At 38.1% G+C, this 16,865-nt stretch carries 15 protein-coding genes and 1 pseudogene; 14 read left to right on the forward strand and 2 right to left on the reverse strand.

Annotation, left to right across the window (positions count from 1 at the left end):
• The first annotated feature begins 2 nt into the window (after positions 1-2).
• From AC27JR_RS06005 to rfaH, 8 genes are all read left to right on the forward strand, one after another.
• Positions 3-1,121, forward strand: coding sequence for a hypothetical protein (locus AC27JR_RS06005; RefSeq protein WP_487173063.1), 1,119 nt, complete (start codon positions 3-5; stop codon positions 1,119-1,121).
• A gap of 4 nt (positions 1,122-1,125) precedes the next feature.
• Positions 1,126-3,051 carry an acyltransferase family protein gene (locus AC27JR_RS06010; protein WP_487173064.1) on the forward strand — a complete coding sequence of 642 codons (1,926 nt, stop codon included), beginning with the start codon at positions 1,126-1,128 and terminating at the stop codon, positions 3,049-3,051.
• A 35-nt stretch (positions 3,052-3,086) separates the two neighbouring features.
• Positions 3,087-3,791 (forward strand): WecB/TagA/CpsF family glycosyltransferase, encoded by a 705-nt coding sequence (locus AC27JR_RS06015; protein ID WP_487173065.1) that lies wholly within the window; start codon positions 3,087-3,089, stop codon positions 3,789-3,791.
• A gap of 41 nt (positions 3,792-3,832) precedes the next feature.
• Positions 3,833-4,900 carry a UDP-N-acetylglucosamine--undecaprenyl-phosphate N-acetylglucosaminephosphotransferase gene (gene wecA / locus AC27JR_RS06020; protein WP_487173066.1) on the forward strand — a complete coding sequence of 356 codons (1,068 nt, stop codon included), beginning with the start codon at positions 3,833-3,835 and terminating at the stop codon, positions 4,898-4,900.
• A gap of 19 nt (positions 4,901-4,919) precedes the next feature.
• The gene (locus tag AC27JR_RS06025) at positions 4,920-6,086 is read left to right on the forward strand and encodes a nucleotide sugar dehydrogenase (protein ID WP_487173067.1); all 1,167 of its coding nucleotides are present in this window, start codon (positions 4,920-4,922) and stop codon (positions 6,084-6,086) included.
• Positions 6,087-6,161: 75 nt separating this feature from the next.
• Complete coding sequence (locus AC27JR_RS06030) at positions 6,162-7,166, forward strand: NAD-dependent epimerase (protein WP_487173068.1); 1,005 nt, start codon at positions 6,162-6,164, stop codon at positions 7,164-7,166.
• A 207-nt stretch (positions 7,167-7,373) separates the two neighbouring features.
• Positions 7,374-8,255 (forward strand): UTP--glucose-1-phosphate uridylyltransferase GalU, encoded by an 882-nt coding sequence (gene galU / locus AC27JR_RS06035; RefSeq protein ID WP_487173069.1) that lies wholly within the window; start codon positions 7,374-7,376, stop codon positions 8,253-8,255.
• A gap of 452 nt (positions 8,256-8,707) precedes the next feature.
• Positions 8,708-9,190, forward strand: a complete 483-nt coding sequence (gene rfaH / locus AC27JR_RS06040; RefSeq protein ID WP_487173070.1) for a transcription/translation regulatory transformer protein RfaH — start codon at positions 8,708-8,710, stop codon at positions 9,188-9,190.
• A 145-nt stretch (positions 9,191-9,335) separates the two neighbouring features.
• Here rfaH and AC27JR_RS06045 read toward each other — a convergent pair whose 3' ends face one another.
• Positions 9,336-10,718: an MBL fold metallo-hydrolase RNA specificity domain-containing protein gene (locus AC27JR_RS06045; RefSeq protein WP_487173071.1), complete on the reverse strand. Its 1,383-nt coding sequence runs from the start codon at positions 10,716-10,718 to the stop codon at positions 9,336-9,338.
• A gap of 922 nt (positions 10,719-11,640) precedes the next feature.
• Here AC27JR_RS06045 and AC27JR_RS06050 point away from each other — a divergent pair.
• A complete protein-coding gene (locus AC27JR_RS06050) occupies positions 11,641-12,012 on the forward strand; it encodes a GxxExxY protein (RefSeq protein ID WP_487173072.1) in 372 nt (123 codons plus the stop codon).
• A 508-nt stretch (positions 12,013-12,520) separates the two neighbouring features.
• On the opposite strand, the gene AC27JR_RS06055 is transcribed toward AC27JR_RS06050, so the two are convergent.
• Positions 12,521-13,444, reverse strand: a complete 924-nt coding sequence (locus tag AC27JR_RS06055) for a manganese-dependent inorganic pyrophosphatase (protein ID WP_487173073.1) — start codon at positions 13,442-13,444, stop codon at positions 12,521-12,523.
• A gap of 117 nt (positions 13,445-13,561) precedes the next feature.
• On the opposite strand from AC27JR_RS06055, the gene AC27JR_RS06060 reads away from it, so the two are divergent.
• The 5 genes and pseudogenes from AC27JR_RS06060 (at position 13,562) to AC27JR_RS06080 (ending at position 16,525) form a co-directional block, all read left to right on the forward strand.
• Positions 13,562-14,062, forward strand: a complete 501-nt coding sequence (locus AC27JR_RS06060) for a hypothetical protein (RefSeq protein ID WP_487173074.1) — start codon at positions 13,562-13,564, stop codon at positions 14,060-14,062.
• Positions 14,063-14,075: 13 nt separating this feature from the next.
• The gene (gene mutM, locus AC27JR_RS06065; RefSeq protein ID WP_010390658.1) at positions 14,076-14,885 is read left to right on the forward strand and encodes a bifunctional DNA-formamidopyrimidine glycosylase/DNA-(apurinic or apyrimidinic site) lyase; all 810 of its coding nucleotides are present in this window, start codon (positions 14,076-14,078) and stop codon (positions 14,883-14,885) included.
• Positions 14,886-15,173: 288 nt separating this feature from the next.
• Entirely contained in the window at positions 15,174-15,602 is a 429-nt protein-coding gene (gene rplM / locus AC27JR_RS06070; protein ID WP_008110876.1) for a 50S ribosomal protein L13, read from the forward strand.
• An 8-nt stretch (positions 15,603-15,610) separates the two neighbouring features.
• Entirely contained in the window at positions 15,611-16,003 is a 393-nt protein-coding gene (gene rpsI / locus AC27JR_RS06075; RefSeq protein WP_024600778.1) for a 30S ribosomal protein S9, read from the forward strand.
• A 177-nt stretch (positions 16,004-16,180) separates the two neighbouring features.
• A pseudogene (locus AC27JR_RS06080) lies at positions 16,181-16,525 on the forward strand (four helix bundle protein).
• Positions 16,526-16,865: the final 340 nt, after the last annotated feature.

The following is a 16,865-nucleotide window of genomic DNA, read 5'->3' on the forward strand; positions in this document are numbered from 1 at the left end:
AAGTGTATTTTAAACTCATTTTTGTTTATTTTCTTTTTCTCGGAGTTTTGGGGTTATTTACTTATGGAAGGGCTCATTTAGTCAATATTTCCTCAGCTTTTGATATATTAATTATTTTAAGCCTGTTTATCTATAAACCGAAATTTAAAGATAGGAAAGCTATGTACCTTTGTTTAGCTTTCTTATTTTATTTTTTTTCGTCTTTGTTAATAGCCATATTTTTAAGAAAAGTTCACATTCTTGATTTTCTATTAGCCTACAAAGCTATATTTTATTTAATAATTTTATTTTATTTTTGTAACAAAAAAATAGGAAGTTTAAACTCTTTTAATAATATTTATTTTTTGTTATTGGCTCTTTTCTTCATAAAGTATATTTTATCTATAGTTTTGGGTCTTAATGATAGACCCCTTTTGTTTAGAGAAAATAACTTTGAGCTGATGTTTCTTGCGCTTGTTTTTTATCTTCGTTGTATTTCAACAACTAAAATTCAGCTTTTTGAGTTAATTGCAATTCTGTCTATTTTTATTGCTTCAGGCTCAAAGTCAGCGTTGCCGATATTGTTGTTTGTATTAGCGAGCTATTACTTTAGAAGCTTAACATGGAAGAACATGTTAGCTGTAACAATTCTAGGGTCTATAGTTTCTTCTTTTTTTGTATTCATTATTCTATCAAAATATGGCATCTCAGGATTGAGCAGTATAGATAGGCTTGCATTTTTACGTGTTTTTATTATTGAGATGCAAAATAGCTCTACAATGGAAATTTTATTTGGTCACCCTAGGCTTTCACCTTTAATGGTGTCCTCCTGCAATGCTTTGTATTTCTACCCAGGTTTGTTTAGTTATAAAGGTGATGGCAGCTGTTACTCTCTAATTTTACATTCTTTCATATTAAGGTCCTTATTTGACCATGGTGTCATAGCTACTGTATTAATCTTTTACTCTTCCCATTACCTTTTAATAAAAGCAGGCTTTAATAAGCGAGATGGTTATACATTTATGGGCGTTTTGTTTCTAAACTCACTTTCTGTTTCGGGTTATAATAGCGTTTTCTTTGCCCTTAGTATGGTTTTCTATATTGGCTTTTCACCTAAAAATACAAAAATGTATACGAGATAAATCTATGATACTTAAATATAGAAAAGATATTGATGGCTTAAGAGCTTTGGCTGTTTTACTTGTAGTTCTTTATCATGCCGGCTTTAGTTTTTTGAGCGGTGGATTTGTAGGGGTAGATGTTTTTTTTGTTATATCAGGTTTTTTGATAACATCTATAATATATAAGACCATTTACAATGGAGATTTTTCGTTAGTAGAGTTTTATATAAAGAGAGTTAAAAGAATACTACCATCGTTTTATGTAGTTGTTATTACTACTTTAATTCTAGGTTACTTTGTATTGTTGCCAAGTGATTTTGTAGGTTTAGCCAAGAGTGCTTTAGCTTCAACATTTTTTGTAGCAAACATTTACTTTTGGAAAACAACGGGTGGATATTTTAATACCAATACTGATGAACTACCTCTTTTACATTTATGGTCTTTGTCAGTTGAAGAGCAGTTTTATTTTATATGGCCCTTTTTACTTATCTTATTAGTTAAGATTAACTTGAAGCGCCCTTCATTTTGGTTTTTAGTATTACTAGTTATTTTTTTATTTTTATTTTCTCAATGGGCCGCAATAAATAAGCCTAATGCTGCATATTACTTTCTTCCCACCAGAGCTGGAGAGCTTTTGTTAGGGGGGGGGCTCGGAATAGCTATACAGAATGGCTTCAGATTGGGTAGGTTAACATCTTCATTTTTCTCGCTATTCGGATTGACCTTGATAATTGGTTCGTCGTTTGTATTGACTAAGTCTTCAGTTTTTCCTGGCTTTAATGCTTTGCTTCCTTGTATAGGTGCTAGTTTAATAATTTTAGCTGGTAATGAGCACCCATCATTTGTAAATAAAATTTTATCTAAAAAGTATATCGTGTTTATTGGTTTAATTTCATATCCGCTCTACTTATGGCACTGGCCAATCATCGCATATTTAAATTATTTAAATTATGAATTAGACCTCTTTTCAGGTTCACTTGTAGTAATAACTTCTATAGGGCTTGCAACGATAACGTGGATGTTTATAGAGAAGAAAGTACAAAAAATAAAATGGTCACGAACCTTTATTTTTATTATCTTCTTTATGGTTCCTGTAAGTTTTTTTACTTTAATATCCCTTACAATAACTTTTAAGAGTGGTTATGAGGAAAGATTTTTAGCTAATGAAAATTACAATGAAGCAAAAAAGCTCATGATTATGCCTACAATAGAAAATGGATGGTGTTATAGGACTAAAGAGTATAGTAATGCTCAAAATTTTAGAGATTGTTATCTTGGAAATAAAAAATTGCAAAATGCAAATGCAATATTCATTGGTGACTCTCATGCAGGGCATTATCAGAACCTAATTGACTATATAGGTACTGAGTCGGATTTAAAGGTATCGACTTTTATTACATCTAACTGCTTTCCAAGTTTAAACTATGTAGACAGCGAAAACTTTGGTGGAAACCCCAACCTTTGTAAGTTACTTAGAATTAAAGTTGAGGAATTAATTAATAAAAAGAATATAAAAGTAATATTTTTAGCAGCTAAATGGGATGCTAACCTTGAATGGCTTCATGAAACTCAGTCCGCTTTAAATGTTTTTTCTTCTAAAGTTAAAAGGGTATTGATATTACCCCAAGTTATAAGTTATAGCGATGACATAGCCAAGGGTTTTTTAAAGTCTCAAATAATCCCCTACTTTAATACAGGTAAAGACTATAATGTTGATAAACGTTACAATATAGCTAATAACTCTATAGAAGCTCTTGCTTCAAAATTTAGTAACGTAGATTTATTAACTGTTCCCGAAGTTCTAGATGATAGTTATATTTCTGATGATGGACTACCTTTATATTTTGATAATAACCATTTGAATATCTATGGTTCCCAATACTTGAAGGAAAAGTTTAGTTTACATCCAAGCAGTCACTTGTTACTTGAATTACTCAAAGAAGAAGATTAACAAAATAATTTTCCTCCAAATCATAGGTGCTTAAATTGTACGGTTTTATAAAAGAAAAAGTTGTAAATGTAGAAGAAAATTTAATAAATAATAAGGTTGGGAGTGTTATTTATTTAAATCCTTATACTTATAATTACTTTAGAAAGAATATGGATCTTATTGAGAATATTGACGGTGTCCGCTTCGATGGCATTTTTATGACTGCAGTCTTAAAGTTATTTAAGATTAATGTACCTGAGCGACAAAGTTTCGATATGACTTCTCTTGCACCTACTATTTTTAGTAAAGCTGAGCGTGAAGGTTTAGAAATATATTTGTGTGGTGGAACTGATAGCGATCTCATTAAATTTAAAGAGTTAATTAAAGAAAGTTACCCAAGCCTTAAAATAATAGGTTCAAAGAATGGTTACTTTTCAGATGAAGAGTTTAATCAGTTGAAAGCTGATGTTGTTAGTCTAAACCCAAGTTTAATAATATTAGGGTTAGGTGGTATTAAGCAAGAAATTATGGCTTCAAAGTTAGCACCCTACTCTAAGGGTTATATTTTTACTTGCGGGGCATTTATTTCTCAGACAACTAAAAAAATAAACTACTATCCAAAGTTAATCGATAAGCTTAACTTGAGATGGGCATATCGCTTTTGGAAAGAGCCTCATACAATTAAAAGAGTGCTAGTAAATTATCCCAGTTTCGTTGTAAACCTTTATCTTGACTATCGAACTTATAAACGTGGTGGTTAGGGCTTCTTAACTCTAATTTATATAACAATTACAGAGAACATATGTTTATAGATTTATCTTTTACCTTTTTTATCGCTTTTGCAGTTCTTTTTTTAATGCGCAAAGTTGCAAGAAGGGTTGGCTTAGTAGATAAGCCATCAGGTCGCAAAGTACACACTGGTAATATACCATTAGTTGGTGGTGTAGCAATTTGTATAACTATAGTTAATTATATTTATACACACCCAAATATGATTAACCATGCCAATTTATACATGTTATGTATCTGTGCTTTAACAGCGGTAGGTGCTTTGGACGACCGCTTTGATTTAAGCGTAAAAATACGTATGTTAGTGCAAGCGCTAATATCTGTAGCGATGATTTATTTTGCCAATGCAGAACTTCATACATTGGGTGATTTACTTGGTTTTGGCGCTATAGAGCTTGGTATGCTTGGTGGTTTGGTAACCGTATTTGCTGTTATTGGATGTATTAATGCGTTTAATATGGTCGATGGGATTGACGGCTTATTAGGTGGTTTATCAATCGTGACCTTTGCTAGTATTGGTATATTACTTTTACTAGCTGGTGAGCAAAGCCTCAGCTACCTGTGTTTGCTACTGGTTGTATGTATGGTGCCTTACATACTATTAAACCTAGGTTTTGTTGGCCATAAACGTAAAGTTTTTATGGGGGATGCTGGTAGCATGATGATTGGTTTTACTGTAATTTGGTTGCTCATTGGTGCTAGCCAAGCAGAGGGTAACCCGATGATTCGCCCGGTTACAGCATTATGGCTTATTGCGGTACCATTAATGGACATGGTTGCAATTATGGTGCGCCGGGTTCAGCAGGGGAAATCGCCCTTTAAGCCTGATCGCGATCACTTACATCACATATGTCAGCGTTTAGGGTGTTCATCTAAACAGACTCTGGCTGTAATTTGCACTATAGCTACTATTTTTGCTGGAATTGGTATGTTAGGCGAAATTTTACAGTTTCCTGAGTTCTTTATGTTCTATACATTTATATTCTTCTTCGCAATATACCTAGCCGTATTAGTAAAACATCGGGAAATTACTAGTTTTATTAGACTTAAACTAAAGCTTCCTAATTTAGATACAGAGTAATTAAAGAGTTAAATGAAATATGAATATTACAGTAGTAGGCACAGGGTATGTCGGTCTCTCTAACGCTATGTTATTAGCACAACATAATGAAGTTGTTGCCCTCGATATTGATGAAAAAAAAATAGCACTTTTAAATAATAAAAAATCACCAATTGTTGATACTGAAATTAGTGAATTTTTAACTCGCAACGATTTAAATTTTACAGCAACCACGGATAAAAATGCAGCGTATAAAAATGCTGACTTTGTAATTATTGCGACCCCGACCGATTATGATGTAGAGAGTAACTACTTTAATACCAGCTCGGTTGAAGCTGTTATTAAAGATGCTACAGCACATAATTCAAGTGCAGTTTTAGTTATAAAGTCGACTGTCCCTGTCGGCTTTACTCAAAATATTAAAGCAGAATTAGGTGTTGATAATTTAATATTCTCGCCAGAGTTTTTACGTGAAGGTAAAGCTTTACATGATAACTTACACCCATCACGAATTGTAGTTGGTGAACAAAGCGAGCGTGCAGAGTTATTTGCTAGTTTACTTAAGCAAGGAGCGGTAAAGCAAGGCATTGAGGTGCTATTTACCGACTCAACAGAAGCGGAAGCAATTAAATTATTCTCAAACACTTACTTAGCAATGCGTGTAGCTTATTTTAATGAGTTAGACAGCTACGCTGAAGCGCATGGCTTAAATAGCAAGCAAATTATACAAGGTGTAAGCTTAGATCCACGTATAGGTAGCCACTATAATAACCCTTCGTTTGGCTATGGCGGATACTGCTTACCAAAAGACACAAAACAGCTCCGCGCAAATTATGCTGATGTACCTAATAATATTATTGGTGCAATTGTTGATGCTAATACCACTCGTAAAGACTTTATTGCAGATTCAATTATTAAGCGTGATCCTAAAATAGTGGGTATTTATCGCTTGGTAATGAAAACAGGATCAGATAATTTTAGAGCTTCTGCTATACAAGGTATCATGAAGCGAATTAAAGCCAAGGGTATTGAAGTTGTAGTTTACGAACCTGTACTTGAAGAAAATGAGTTTTATCATTCACGTGTAGTTAAAGACTTAAATGATTTTAAGCAAATTTCAGATGTAGTGGTATCTAACCGTATGGTTGAAGAGCTTAACGATATTGCAGATAAAGTGTATACGCGCGACTTGTTTGGTAGTGATTAATATATCGTTAAAGGTTAAAGGGTTTCGGGTGACGGGCCTCGAACCTAGAACTAGAAAGTCTTCAAAAGGATAAAAATGAAATATTTAGTAACAGGCGCAGCTGGTTTTATTGGTAGTGCGGTTGTAGAAAAACTAACCTCTGCTGGCCATGAAGTGGTAGGTATTGATAACTTAAATGATTATTACGATGTAAATTTAAAGCATGCGCGCCTCAAACGTATTGAGCACGAGCGATTTGAATTTAAAGTAGTTGATTTAGCGGATCGCGCTGCGATTGAAAGCTTATTTGAGCAAGAGCAGCTTGACCGTGTAATTCATTTAGCGGCACAAGCGGGTGTACGTTATTCAATTGAAAGCCCACACGCTTACGCTGATTCTAACTTAGTTGGCCATCTTAATATTCTTGAAGGCTGTCGCCAAACAAAAGTGAAGCACTTGATTTATGCTTCATCAAGTTCTGTGTATGGCTTAAATGCTAAAGTGCCATTTGAAACATCTGACTCTGTTGACCACCCAGTTTCATTATATGCAGCGACTAAAAAAGCGAATGAGTTAATGTCGCACAGTTACTCGCATTTATACGATATTCCCACTACAGGGCTGCGTTTCTTTACCGTGTATGGCTCGTGGGGCCGTCCAGATATGGCACCGTTTATTTTTACTAAAAAGATATTAGATGGCGACACGATTGATATTAACAACAATGGTGATATGTGGCGTGATTTTACCCACGTAGACGATATTGTTGAAGGCGTAGTGCGTATCGCCGATGTTTTACCTGGACGTGATCAACAATGGACTGTAGAGCAAGGTACACCAGCTTCAAGTTCAGCTCCTTACGCTGTATATAACATAGGCCATGGTTCACCGATTAGCTTAATGGATTTTGTTAAAGCGATTGAAGATGAACTAGGCATTGAAGCTAAAAAGAACTTCCGTGAAATGCAGCCAGGTGATGTATACCAAACCTATGCAGATACCCAAGATTTATTTGCGGCAACTGGTTACAAGCCAAAAGTTGGTATTAAAAAAGGTGTTGCCGAATTTATTACTTGGTATAAAGGTTTTTATAACAAATAAGAAAGTTTAGATTAAGGTATAAAAAAATAGACGTTATAACTAAACGTTAAAAAAGACTGAGCTTAATTTGAACTCGGTCTTTTTCTTTTTTTGACGATGTTGTTTTACTCAACATTACTTAAAAAAGATTAAAAATGCTCAGCTTAGATATATTATTTAGCTGGTAATTTATAAAAATATTAAAATGATTTAATTAAAGGATTATTCTTGAAAGCTGTAATTCCCGTTGCCGGTTTAGGCACTCGTATGTTGCCTATGACTAAGGCAATCCCTAAAGAAATGCTCCCCTTGGTTGATAAACCGCTTATTCAATACATAGTTAATGAATGTGTTGCTGCGGGTATTAAAGAAATTGTGCTCGTTACTCACAGCTCTAAAAATGCCATTGAAAACCATTTTGATACCAGTTTTGAGCTAGAAGCCACGTTAGAAAAACGCGTAAAACGTACCCTACTTGAAGAAGTACGCTCTATTTGCCCACCCGATGTAACCATTATGCATGTACGCCAAGGTGAAGCTAAAGGCTTAGGGCATGCCATTTTATGCGCCAAGCCGATAGTAGGCGATAGTGATTTTGTTGTGGTGTTACCTGATGTAATACTCGATGCTTATACCGCTAACCAAAAAACTGAGAACTTGGCGGCTATGATTGCCCGTTTTAACCAAACGCAAGCCAGCCAGATTATGCTAGAGCCTGTAGCGCAGCAAGACGTAAGCAAATACGGTATTGCCGACATTAACGGTGTAGAGCTTACTCCAGGTGAAAGCGCAGCTATAAACGCTATGGTTGAAAAACCGGCTGTTGATGATGCACCATCGAACTTAGCGCTTGTTGGTCGTTATGTATTAAGCAAAAATATTTGGCCGTTACTCGCTAAAACACATGTTGGAGCCGGTGGCGAAATACAACTTACGGATGCGATTGATGCATTATTGGCTATTGATATAGTAGAAGCATTTCATATGAGTGGCCGCTCACACGACTGTGGCGATAAACTCGGTTATTTAAAAGCAATAGTTGAATATAGCATGCGCCATGAAAGCTTAGGCGGTGAGTTTACTGAATATATGAAAGAGCTGGTTAATTAACTCGGGCGACGAGCTTCTGGGTTCGGACATCGGACTTTGAGCGACGGGCGTAGAGCTAAGCCCTGAGCTCACCTAATACACCTAATACTTAAAATCGGCGCGAGGTAACTTTCACCTACTGTTGATATGGGGGTTATTGTAGGCGGGCAATGGACCTATAACACAAAGGTGCGAGGAGCAAGAAAAACCTATAGTCTAAACCTAAAACCTGCTCTTTACCTTTAATCATTTCCTCTGTGTACTCTGTGACCTCTGTGGTAAATAGTGTTTTAATTTTTTTGAACCACAGAGAACACCGAGGCGCTAAGCTCCACAGAGTAATCCCTTGCCAATAGCTAACACCTAAAACCTAACTATCAGGCTCGCATCAATTCCGTGAGTAGTTTACAATGGCGAGTTCGGTTTGATAAATGCTGGCGACTGCTCGTTAAGCTAAGGTTACAGGATATATTATGGAAAATTGGTATTTAGTTATGTGCAAGCCCCGACAAGAGGAAAGGGCAAAAGCTAATTTAACCAACCAAGGGATTGAGGCATTTTACCCCAAATTAACAACAGAAAAGCTCATTAAAGGTCGTCGTACTGTTAAACAGCTCGCTTTGTTTCCTAATTACTTGTTTGTTCGTCTTGATTTAAAAAGCGGGTGTTTTTCTGCTGTAAAAAATACCCGCGGTATTGGTGGGTTTGTGTCTTATGGTGCGAGTTATCAAATAGTCCCTGTAGCTTTAATTGAACAATTACAAAGTAAATGTTCACAAACCGTTGAGTCAACAATGCCAAAAGCGGGTGATGTAGTCAGTGTTAATAACGATTCTTTTAAAAGTATTCAAGCCATATACAAAGAGCCCGACGGCGATATGCGCAGCATTTTGTTAATTAACCTACTTAATAAGCAAATAGAAATGAGCGTAGATAATAAAGATATTGAATCTTAAGGGCTAGATTGCGGGCTACGAGCGATTAGCTGCGAGCATAGGGCTGCGAGCAACGGGTTTAAAACCTCGAGCCCAAAACCTACGTAGCATAAAGCCTCGCCTACAGGCATAAAAAACCTTGAACCTAAAACCTCAAACCTAGAACCTATCCCTTTCCAATTTCAACTTTTACCTCATCCCCCAACTCTTCCCTATATTTTTTCGCTAGTGCATTTTTAGCGTCATCATCGCCGTGGACTATTTTTATATGGTGGGGCTTTTTGCGCATGCCGGTTACAAATTTTATTAATCCCGCTTGATCGGCGTGGGCGCTGTAGCCGCTTATGGTGTGTATTTTGGCGTTAATGTTAATCTGGGTATTATTAATAAATACATAGCCATTTTTTTGCCCATAGGTTTGTATATCCCGCCCTAATGTGCCGCGCCCTTGGTAACCTACAAAGAGTACGTCGGTGGTTTCATCTGTTAAAAATCGCTCTAGGTAGTTAACTATTCGTCCGCCGGTGCACATACCGCTTGCAGCTAGAATAATTGCAGGTGTTTGGCGTGTGGCTAGATAATTTATTAACGCTAGGTGCTCACTATGGGTATTTATTGTAGTGAGGTTTTCAAAGTCGAGTGGGTGGCGGCCTTTGGCTACTTTTTGTTTAGCTTCTTCATCCCATAAATATTTAAATTTTCGATACTGCTGAGTAAAGTTAGCCGCCATGGGGGAGTCGAGTATTACTTGTATTGTGCGCCAAGGTGAATTTTTTGTAGAGGCATGAATTAGCTGTTCAAGCTCGTATAACAGCTCTTGTGTGCGGCCTATACTAAATGCGGGCACAAGCACGACGCCATTGTCGGCAACTGCGCGCTCAATCACGGCTTTTAAGGTTTGCGTACGTTGTTTTCTCCCTTGATGGTTTTTATCCCCATAGGTTGACTCAATAACTAAAGTATCTGCTTTATAAGGGGCTTTAGGGGCGGGTAGTAAAGGCGTATAGGGCGCGCCTAAATCACCAGAAAAGACCACTCTATGATTATTGCTCGCTTTATAGGGAGGCGTGCTTATGTCTATTTCAACATAGGCGGAGCCTAAAATATGCCCTGCCCGTTGTAGTCGAGCTTTCGCTGTGTGTTCACCCTTACAAGGAAGTTCAAACCAGGTTTTAAAATCAACTTCAATAATTTGCTGTTTTAGTAACCTTAGGCAGGTATCTATTATTTTTTGATCGCGCGTGACGCCCACTTTTAATGCATCTTCAATCACTAGTGGCAGTAAACTGGCCGATGCAATAGAGGTAAATATGGGTCCTTTAAAGCCAGCCATTAATAAGTAGGGGATTCGGCCAACATGATCGATGTGGCAATGGGTGACGATCAACGTGCGAACTGTATCTATATTAAATTCAATATTAAGATCATCAACAGAATCTTCACCTTGAAATAGCCCGCAATCAATTAGAAAAGAGCTTTGATCGTTTATTATCAGCTGGTGGCATGAGCCTGTTACGCCATTGACTGCTCCATGGTGAAGTATTTGCATTTTATGTCCTTATGTTTTGGCTGCGGGCCACGGGTTACGGGCCACAGGTTACGGCTCAAAGCTCAAAGCTCAAAGCTCGAGACTAGCACCTAGAGCCTAACGCCTTTATTTTATGGGTAAATATAGCAGGCAATTAATAGTTTGGAACTTTAGCGGGTTACCATAGCAAAATTGCGCGAGGTATTAGTAAAAACCTAGATCCTAGAGTTGCTTTTCAAATATGCCGTTTAGCTTTTGCTCTGGGTTCATCCCGCATCTTTTAGTGATTTTTACCACAGAGCTCACAGAGTGCACAGAGGAAGTGATTAAAGTTAAATAGCAGTTGTTAGATTTTGAGATTTCAGTAATTGAAGCTTTTTATCTCGGTGTAGCGCGTTGCGCCTCGGTGTTCTCTGTGGTTCAAAAAAATTAAAACACTATTTACCACAGAGGCCACAGAGTGCACAGAGGAAGTGGTTAAAAATAAAAGGCAGTGATATTAGAACTTAGATGTAAGCAATGGATTTCTCGGTGTAGCGCGTTGCGCCTCGGTGCTCTCTGTGGTTCAAAAAAATTAAAACACTATTTACCACAGAGGCCTCAGAGTACACAAAGGTAGTGATTAAAGACAAAAGTTAAAGAGCAGTTGTTAGATTTTGAGATTTCAGTAATTGAAGCTTTTTATCTCGGTGTAGCGCGTTGCGCCTCGGTGTTCTCTGTGGTTCAAAAAATTAAAACACTATTTACCACAGAGGTCACAGAGTGCACAGAGGTAGTGATTAAAGACAAAAGTTAAAGAGCAGTTGTTAGATTTTGGGATTTCAGTAATTGAAGCTTTTCTCGCTGTAGTGCTTCTATTTTCACTGTAATTCAAAATAATCCTTTACACAAGAAAGTGACTATACTGTCAAAATAAATTACAAGGAAGTGGATAAAAATATCAATGGAAACAGATTTACTAACTCATAAGGTTATTGGTTGCGCTATAGAGGTTCATAAACATTTGGGTCCAGGCTTATTAGAGTCTAGTTATGAAAGTTGTCTAATGTATGAACTAAATCAATCTGGGTTGCTAGCTATTGCGCAAGCTGAACTACCTATAAAATACAAGAATGTATCAATCGATGCAGGCTATAGACTTGATATATTGTTACCGGATAAGTTAATTGTTGAATTAAAAGCAGTTGATAAATTGCGGCCTATTCATTCTGCTCAGTTGATGACGTATTTAAAGCTGACAGGAATAAGAACAGGTCTGCTAGTTAATTTTAATGAAGTTAAGCTCGTTGATGGTATTAAAAGGATCAGAGTTTAATTACTTTATTTCCTAAATAATTTTAAGATTAATAAGTTAAAAATGACTTGTCTTCTTGGTGAAGCGCACAGCGTCTCGGTGTTCTCTGTGGTGCAAAAAATTAAAACACTATTTACCACAGAGGACACATAGTGCACAGAGGGAGTGATTACAGGTAGAGAGCAGTTATTATTTTAGAGATCAGCAATGGATTTCTCGGTGCAGCGCGCAGCGCCTCGGTGTCCTCTGTGGTGAAAGAAATTAAAACACTATTTATCACAGAGGTCACAGAGTGCACAGAGGGAGTGATTACAGGTAGAGAGCAGTTATTATTTTAGAGATCAGTAATGGATTTCTCGGTTCAGCGCGCAGCGCCTTGGTGTTCTCTGTGGTGCAAAAGCGGGCTGCGAACTTACCTACCCACTGCACGGGGTGAGCTCCTGCCTACAGGCATAAAAAAACCTTGCGACATTAACCGCAAGGTTTTTAAATTTTTCGAACCTCGAACCTCGAACCTCGAACCTCGAACCTAGCCCTTAAAAGCGTCTTGTAGTGGGGGCACTACTTGCTTTTTACGACTCAATACGCCGTCTAGCCATACTTTACCGTTTTCTGGTTTTTCACCATAGGCTTGTTCAACTAGGCTAGCATCGTCTGATGCAATTAGCATTTGTGAGCCTTCTTTCATAATGTCGGTCAGAAGTAAAAATACTGAGTGACGACCGCCTTCTTCTTTAAGCTTGGCGATGTCGGCTTCAAGGTCGGCTTTAATATCGTCAAATACCGCAAGGTCAATAACTTCTAACTGGCCAATACCTACGAGGTTGCCGTTCATGTTAAAGTCTTTAAAGTCACGCATTACTAAGTCACGTACTGGCGTATCTTCAACGGCAGATTTAACGCGGAACATGTCCATACCTAGTTCTTTAAAGTCTTCAATGCCTGCAATTTCTGCAAGCGCTTCAACACATTTAATATCAGCAGTAGTACAGGTTGGTGACTTAAAAATAACCGTGTCGCTTAAAATGGCGCAAAGCATAATGCCGGCAATGTCTTTAGGGATCTCAACGTTGTAGAAGTCATACATCATTTTAATAATGGTGTTTGAACAACCAACAGGGCGGATCCAACACTCAAGCGGTGTTGATGAGGTTAAATCACCTAGCTTGTGATGATCTACCACGCCAACAACGCGAGCCTGATCAATATCGTCAGGTGCTTGGGTTTTTTCTGTGTGGTCTACAATATAAACGTCTTCGCCAGCGTAGCTAAGTTTTAGCTCAGGTGCTTCAAAACCGAATTTATCTAAAATAAATTGTGTTTCAGGTGACACTTCACCCAGGCGAGTTGGGATTGCTGGCTCATCAATTTGGTTTTTTAAATACGCAAGTGCAATTGCACCACATATTGAATCTGAATCTGGGATTTTATGGCCCACTACATACATTGACATGTCTAAACTCCTTAAAATTTGCCGATATTCTAGCAAAGTCTTTGGGTTTTAACATATAGACAGTGTAATTAAGTTTTGGTTACACTTTAAATCGATATTATTAATTGGAAGACCCACATGCAACTCGGCCGCAAAGGTTGGAACAATGTTATTATTTTTTCGATGTTGATTATGATCTTCTTTTTAAATGGACTGCATAAAAACATAGGGAATGATGAAACACAGGCGCAACTGCAGCCACTACTTCCTCCTCAAAGTTTTGTATTAACACTTAAATTTATCGACCAAAAAATTGAGCGTATTGGCACTAGTTGGCGTACTACTGCTTTGCAAAAGAATGTACCGCTTAGCTGGCAAGGTTCAGAGCAGCAACTTAGTGAGCTAGTTTATTTATGGCAAAATACCGCGCTGATGACCACTACCACACCTGATGCGCTTGATATGAATAAGCCACTATCGGTAGCCACGCTTGAACTCGCCGGTGAGCCCCTACCTTGGGTGTACTTATTATCTGAGGCGCATGGTCAGTATTATTTATTCGATAAAACCAGTCAGCGATTATTGTTGCTAGATTTAACCACTGCAAAACAATTATTTCCAAGTTTTACCTTTTCATAAGTGAGTATTATTAATGCCTGAATTACCAGAAGTAGAAGTTAGCCGTATGGGCATTACCCCCCATGTGCTAAACCAAGTTGTGACTAAGGTAAATATTCATAATGCCAGTATGCGCTGGCCTGTCCCAGATGAGGTGTATCAACTTGAAGGGCTGGTGGTTAGTAGTATTGAGCGCCGTGCTAAATACTTATTGTTAGAATGCGAGCTAGGCTCGGCTATATTGCATTTAGGTATGTCGGGTAACTTGAGGGTTGTGAACGCCAATGAGCCACTTAAAAAGCATGACCATGTTGAGTTTATTTTAGCGAATAATAAGGCGCTGCGTTTAAACGATCCACGTCGCTTTGGTTGCTGTTTATGGCAAGCGCCCAATGAAGAGCATAAGTTACTTGCTAAATTAGGCCCAGAGCCACTCACTGATGACTTTTTTGCTAAACGTGTTTATGAGCAATCTCGCAATAAAAAAGTGCCCGTTAAGCAATTTATTATGAATAACGCCGTGGTGGTAGGGGTTGGTAATATTTACGCTAACGAATCATTATTTAAAGCGGGTATCGATCCGCGAAAAGAGGCCGGTAAAGTAAGCCTTAAACGCTACCAAGCGTTAATCCCAATTATAAAAGACACCCTAGCCGCAGCAATTACTCAGGGCGGAACAACGTTAAAAGACTTTGCCCAAAGTGACGGTAAGCCAGGCTATTTTGCGCAGCAGCTATTAGTGTATGGCCGAAAAGGCCAGCCTTGTGTAAATTGCGACACAGCACTAACAGAAATTCGTTTAGGGCAACGCAGCACCGTTTTTTGTGAGGTGTGTCAGAAGTAATAAAGGTAAAGAGTAAAGTTCTCGGGCGACGGGTAACGGGTCTCGAAGCTCGTATCTCGAAGCCTCGACCCCAAACTTTTCTTGAGGAAAAAACAACCGGCCGGTAGCAATGTGATTTAAGTGCTGGTATACTCCCGCGTCTGCCACGTTGCGTTCTATGTCCTCATATAGTTTAGCCACTTGTGAGCGGCGAAAAAGTCTAAAACTCGAAGGGGTTGTAGCATACTTAGAGCGGTAGTTAATAATAACTACCTGTGGTTTTAATTGAAAAACATTGGATTTTTATAAATGAAAACGTTTGTTGCTAAACCAGAAACAGTAAAACGTGACTGGTACGTAGTTGACGCTGAAGATAAAACTTTAGGTCGCATCGCTACTGAAATCGCTCATCGCCTACGCGGTAAGCACAAAGCTGAGTACACACCACACGTAGATACTGGTGATTACATCATCGTTATCAACGCTGAGAAAGTTACTGTTACTGGTAACAAATTCAAAGATAAAGTGTACTACGCTCACTCTGGTTTCCCAGGTGGTCTTAAGTCTACTACTTTTGATAAACTTCAAGCTGCAAAGCCTGAAATGATCATCGAAAAAGCTGTTAAAGGCATGTTGCCACGTGGTCCTTTAGGCCGCGCTATGTTCCGCAAACTTAAAGTTTACGCGGGTACTGAGCATAACCATGCTGCACAACAGCCTCAGGTTCTAGACATTTAAGGAGCACTATCATGGCAAATCAATACTACGGTACAGGTCGTCGTAAAAGTTCAAGTGCTCGCGTATTCTTACGCCCAGGCACTGGTAACATCGTAATCAACAAGCGCTCTTTAGAAGAGTACTTTGGTCGCGAAACAGCACGCATGGTTGTTCGTCAAGCTCTTGAGCTTGTAGACATGACTGAAAAATTTGACCTTCACATCACCGTTGCCGGTGGTGGTACTACTGGTCAAGCTGGTGCTATCCGTCACGGTATCACTCGTGCACTTATGGAGTTTGACGAGTCACTACGTCCACAACTTCGTAAAGCAGGTTTCGTTACTCGTGATGCACGTAAAGTTGAACGTAAGAAAGTGGGTCTTAAGAAAGCGCGTAAGCGTCCACAGTTCTCAAAACGTTAATTTTTACGTTATCAAGAATTCAAAAACCCAGCTTATGCTGGGTTTTTTGTTTTTAGATAATGAATTTCGAGTAACGGGCTACGAAAACCGAGCTGCGAAAGAGATTAAGTTCCGTGCGTTAAATTATATGTTTACTATAATTTATGATGGAAGCGGGATTAAGACTAAGGAGTGGTTGTGAGGTATGAAAGTTTAAATGTATGGAAAAAGTCTTTCTCATTAAGTTTGTTTGTATACCAAACCTTTACTGCTTTGAGGGATTTTGACTTAAAAGATCAAATGTGTCGAAGCGCAGTTTCAGTGCCTAGCAATTTTGCAGAGGGTTATGAGCGTTACTCTGATAAAGAAAGAGCTTACTTTCTGTAGCTAAAGGGTCTGTTCGGTGAATTAAAAACTCAGCTAATGATTGCTTTTGAGTTAGGTTATATTAATTATGAACAAACAGAATACGCTTTAGATGAGTGTGAAAGCATTGGGAAAATGCTTGGTAAATTAATCTCTATGATTAAAAATGCACGATAACCCCGAACCCCGAACCCCGAACCCCGAACCCCGAACCCCGAACCCCGAACCCCGAACCCCGAACCCCGAACCCCGAACCTTTCCCTTTACGACTAATGTCGACATTAGCTTGATCAGAATCGGCAAAGCATGCGTATTTATTGAACGAAAGCTTAAAAATGACCGACTAACGCAAAAAAAGTTAAATAATTATCGCAATTAGTTTAAATCCATCAGTTAATTGGTGAATTTTTTTGCTACAATTGGCGGGCAAATAAAGTGAATGAGTTTAATGTCGCCAAATTCAGTTGTTACTGTACTTAGTTGGTGAGATTGTACTTGTTTACAAATTGTTTTTACG

This window comes from Pseudoalteromonas sp. NH0006-26, from assembly GCF_057552415.1.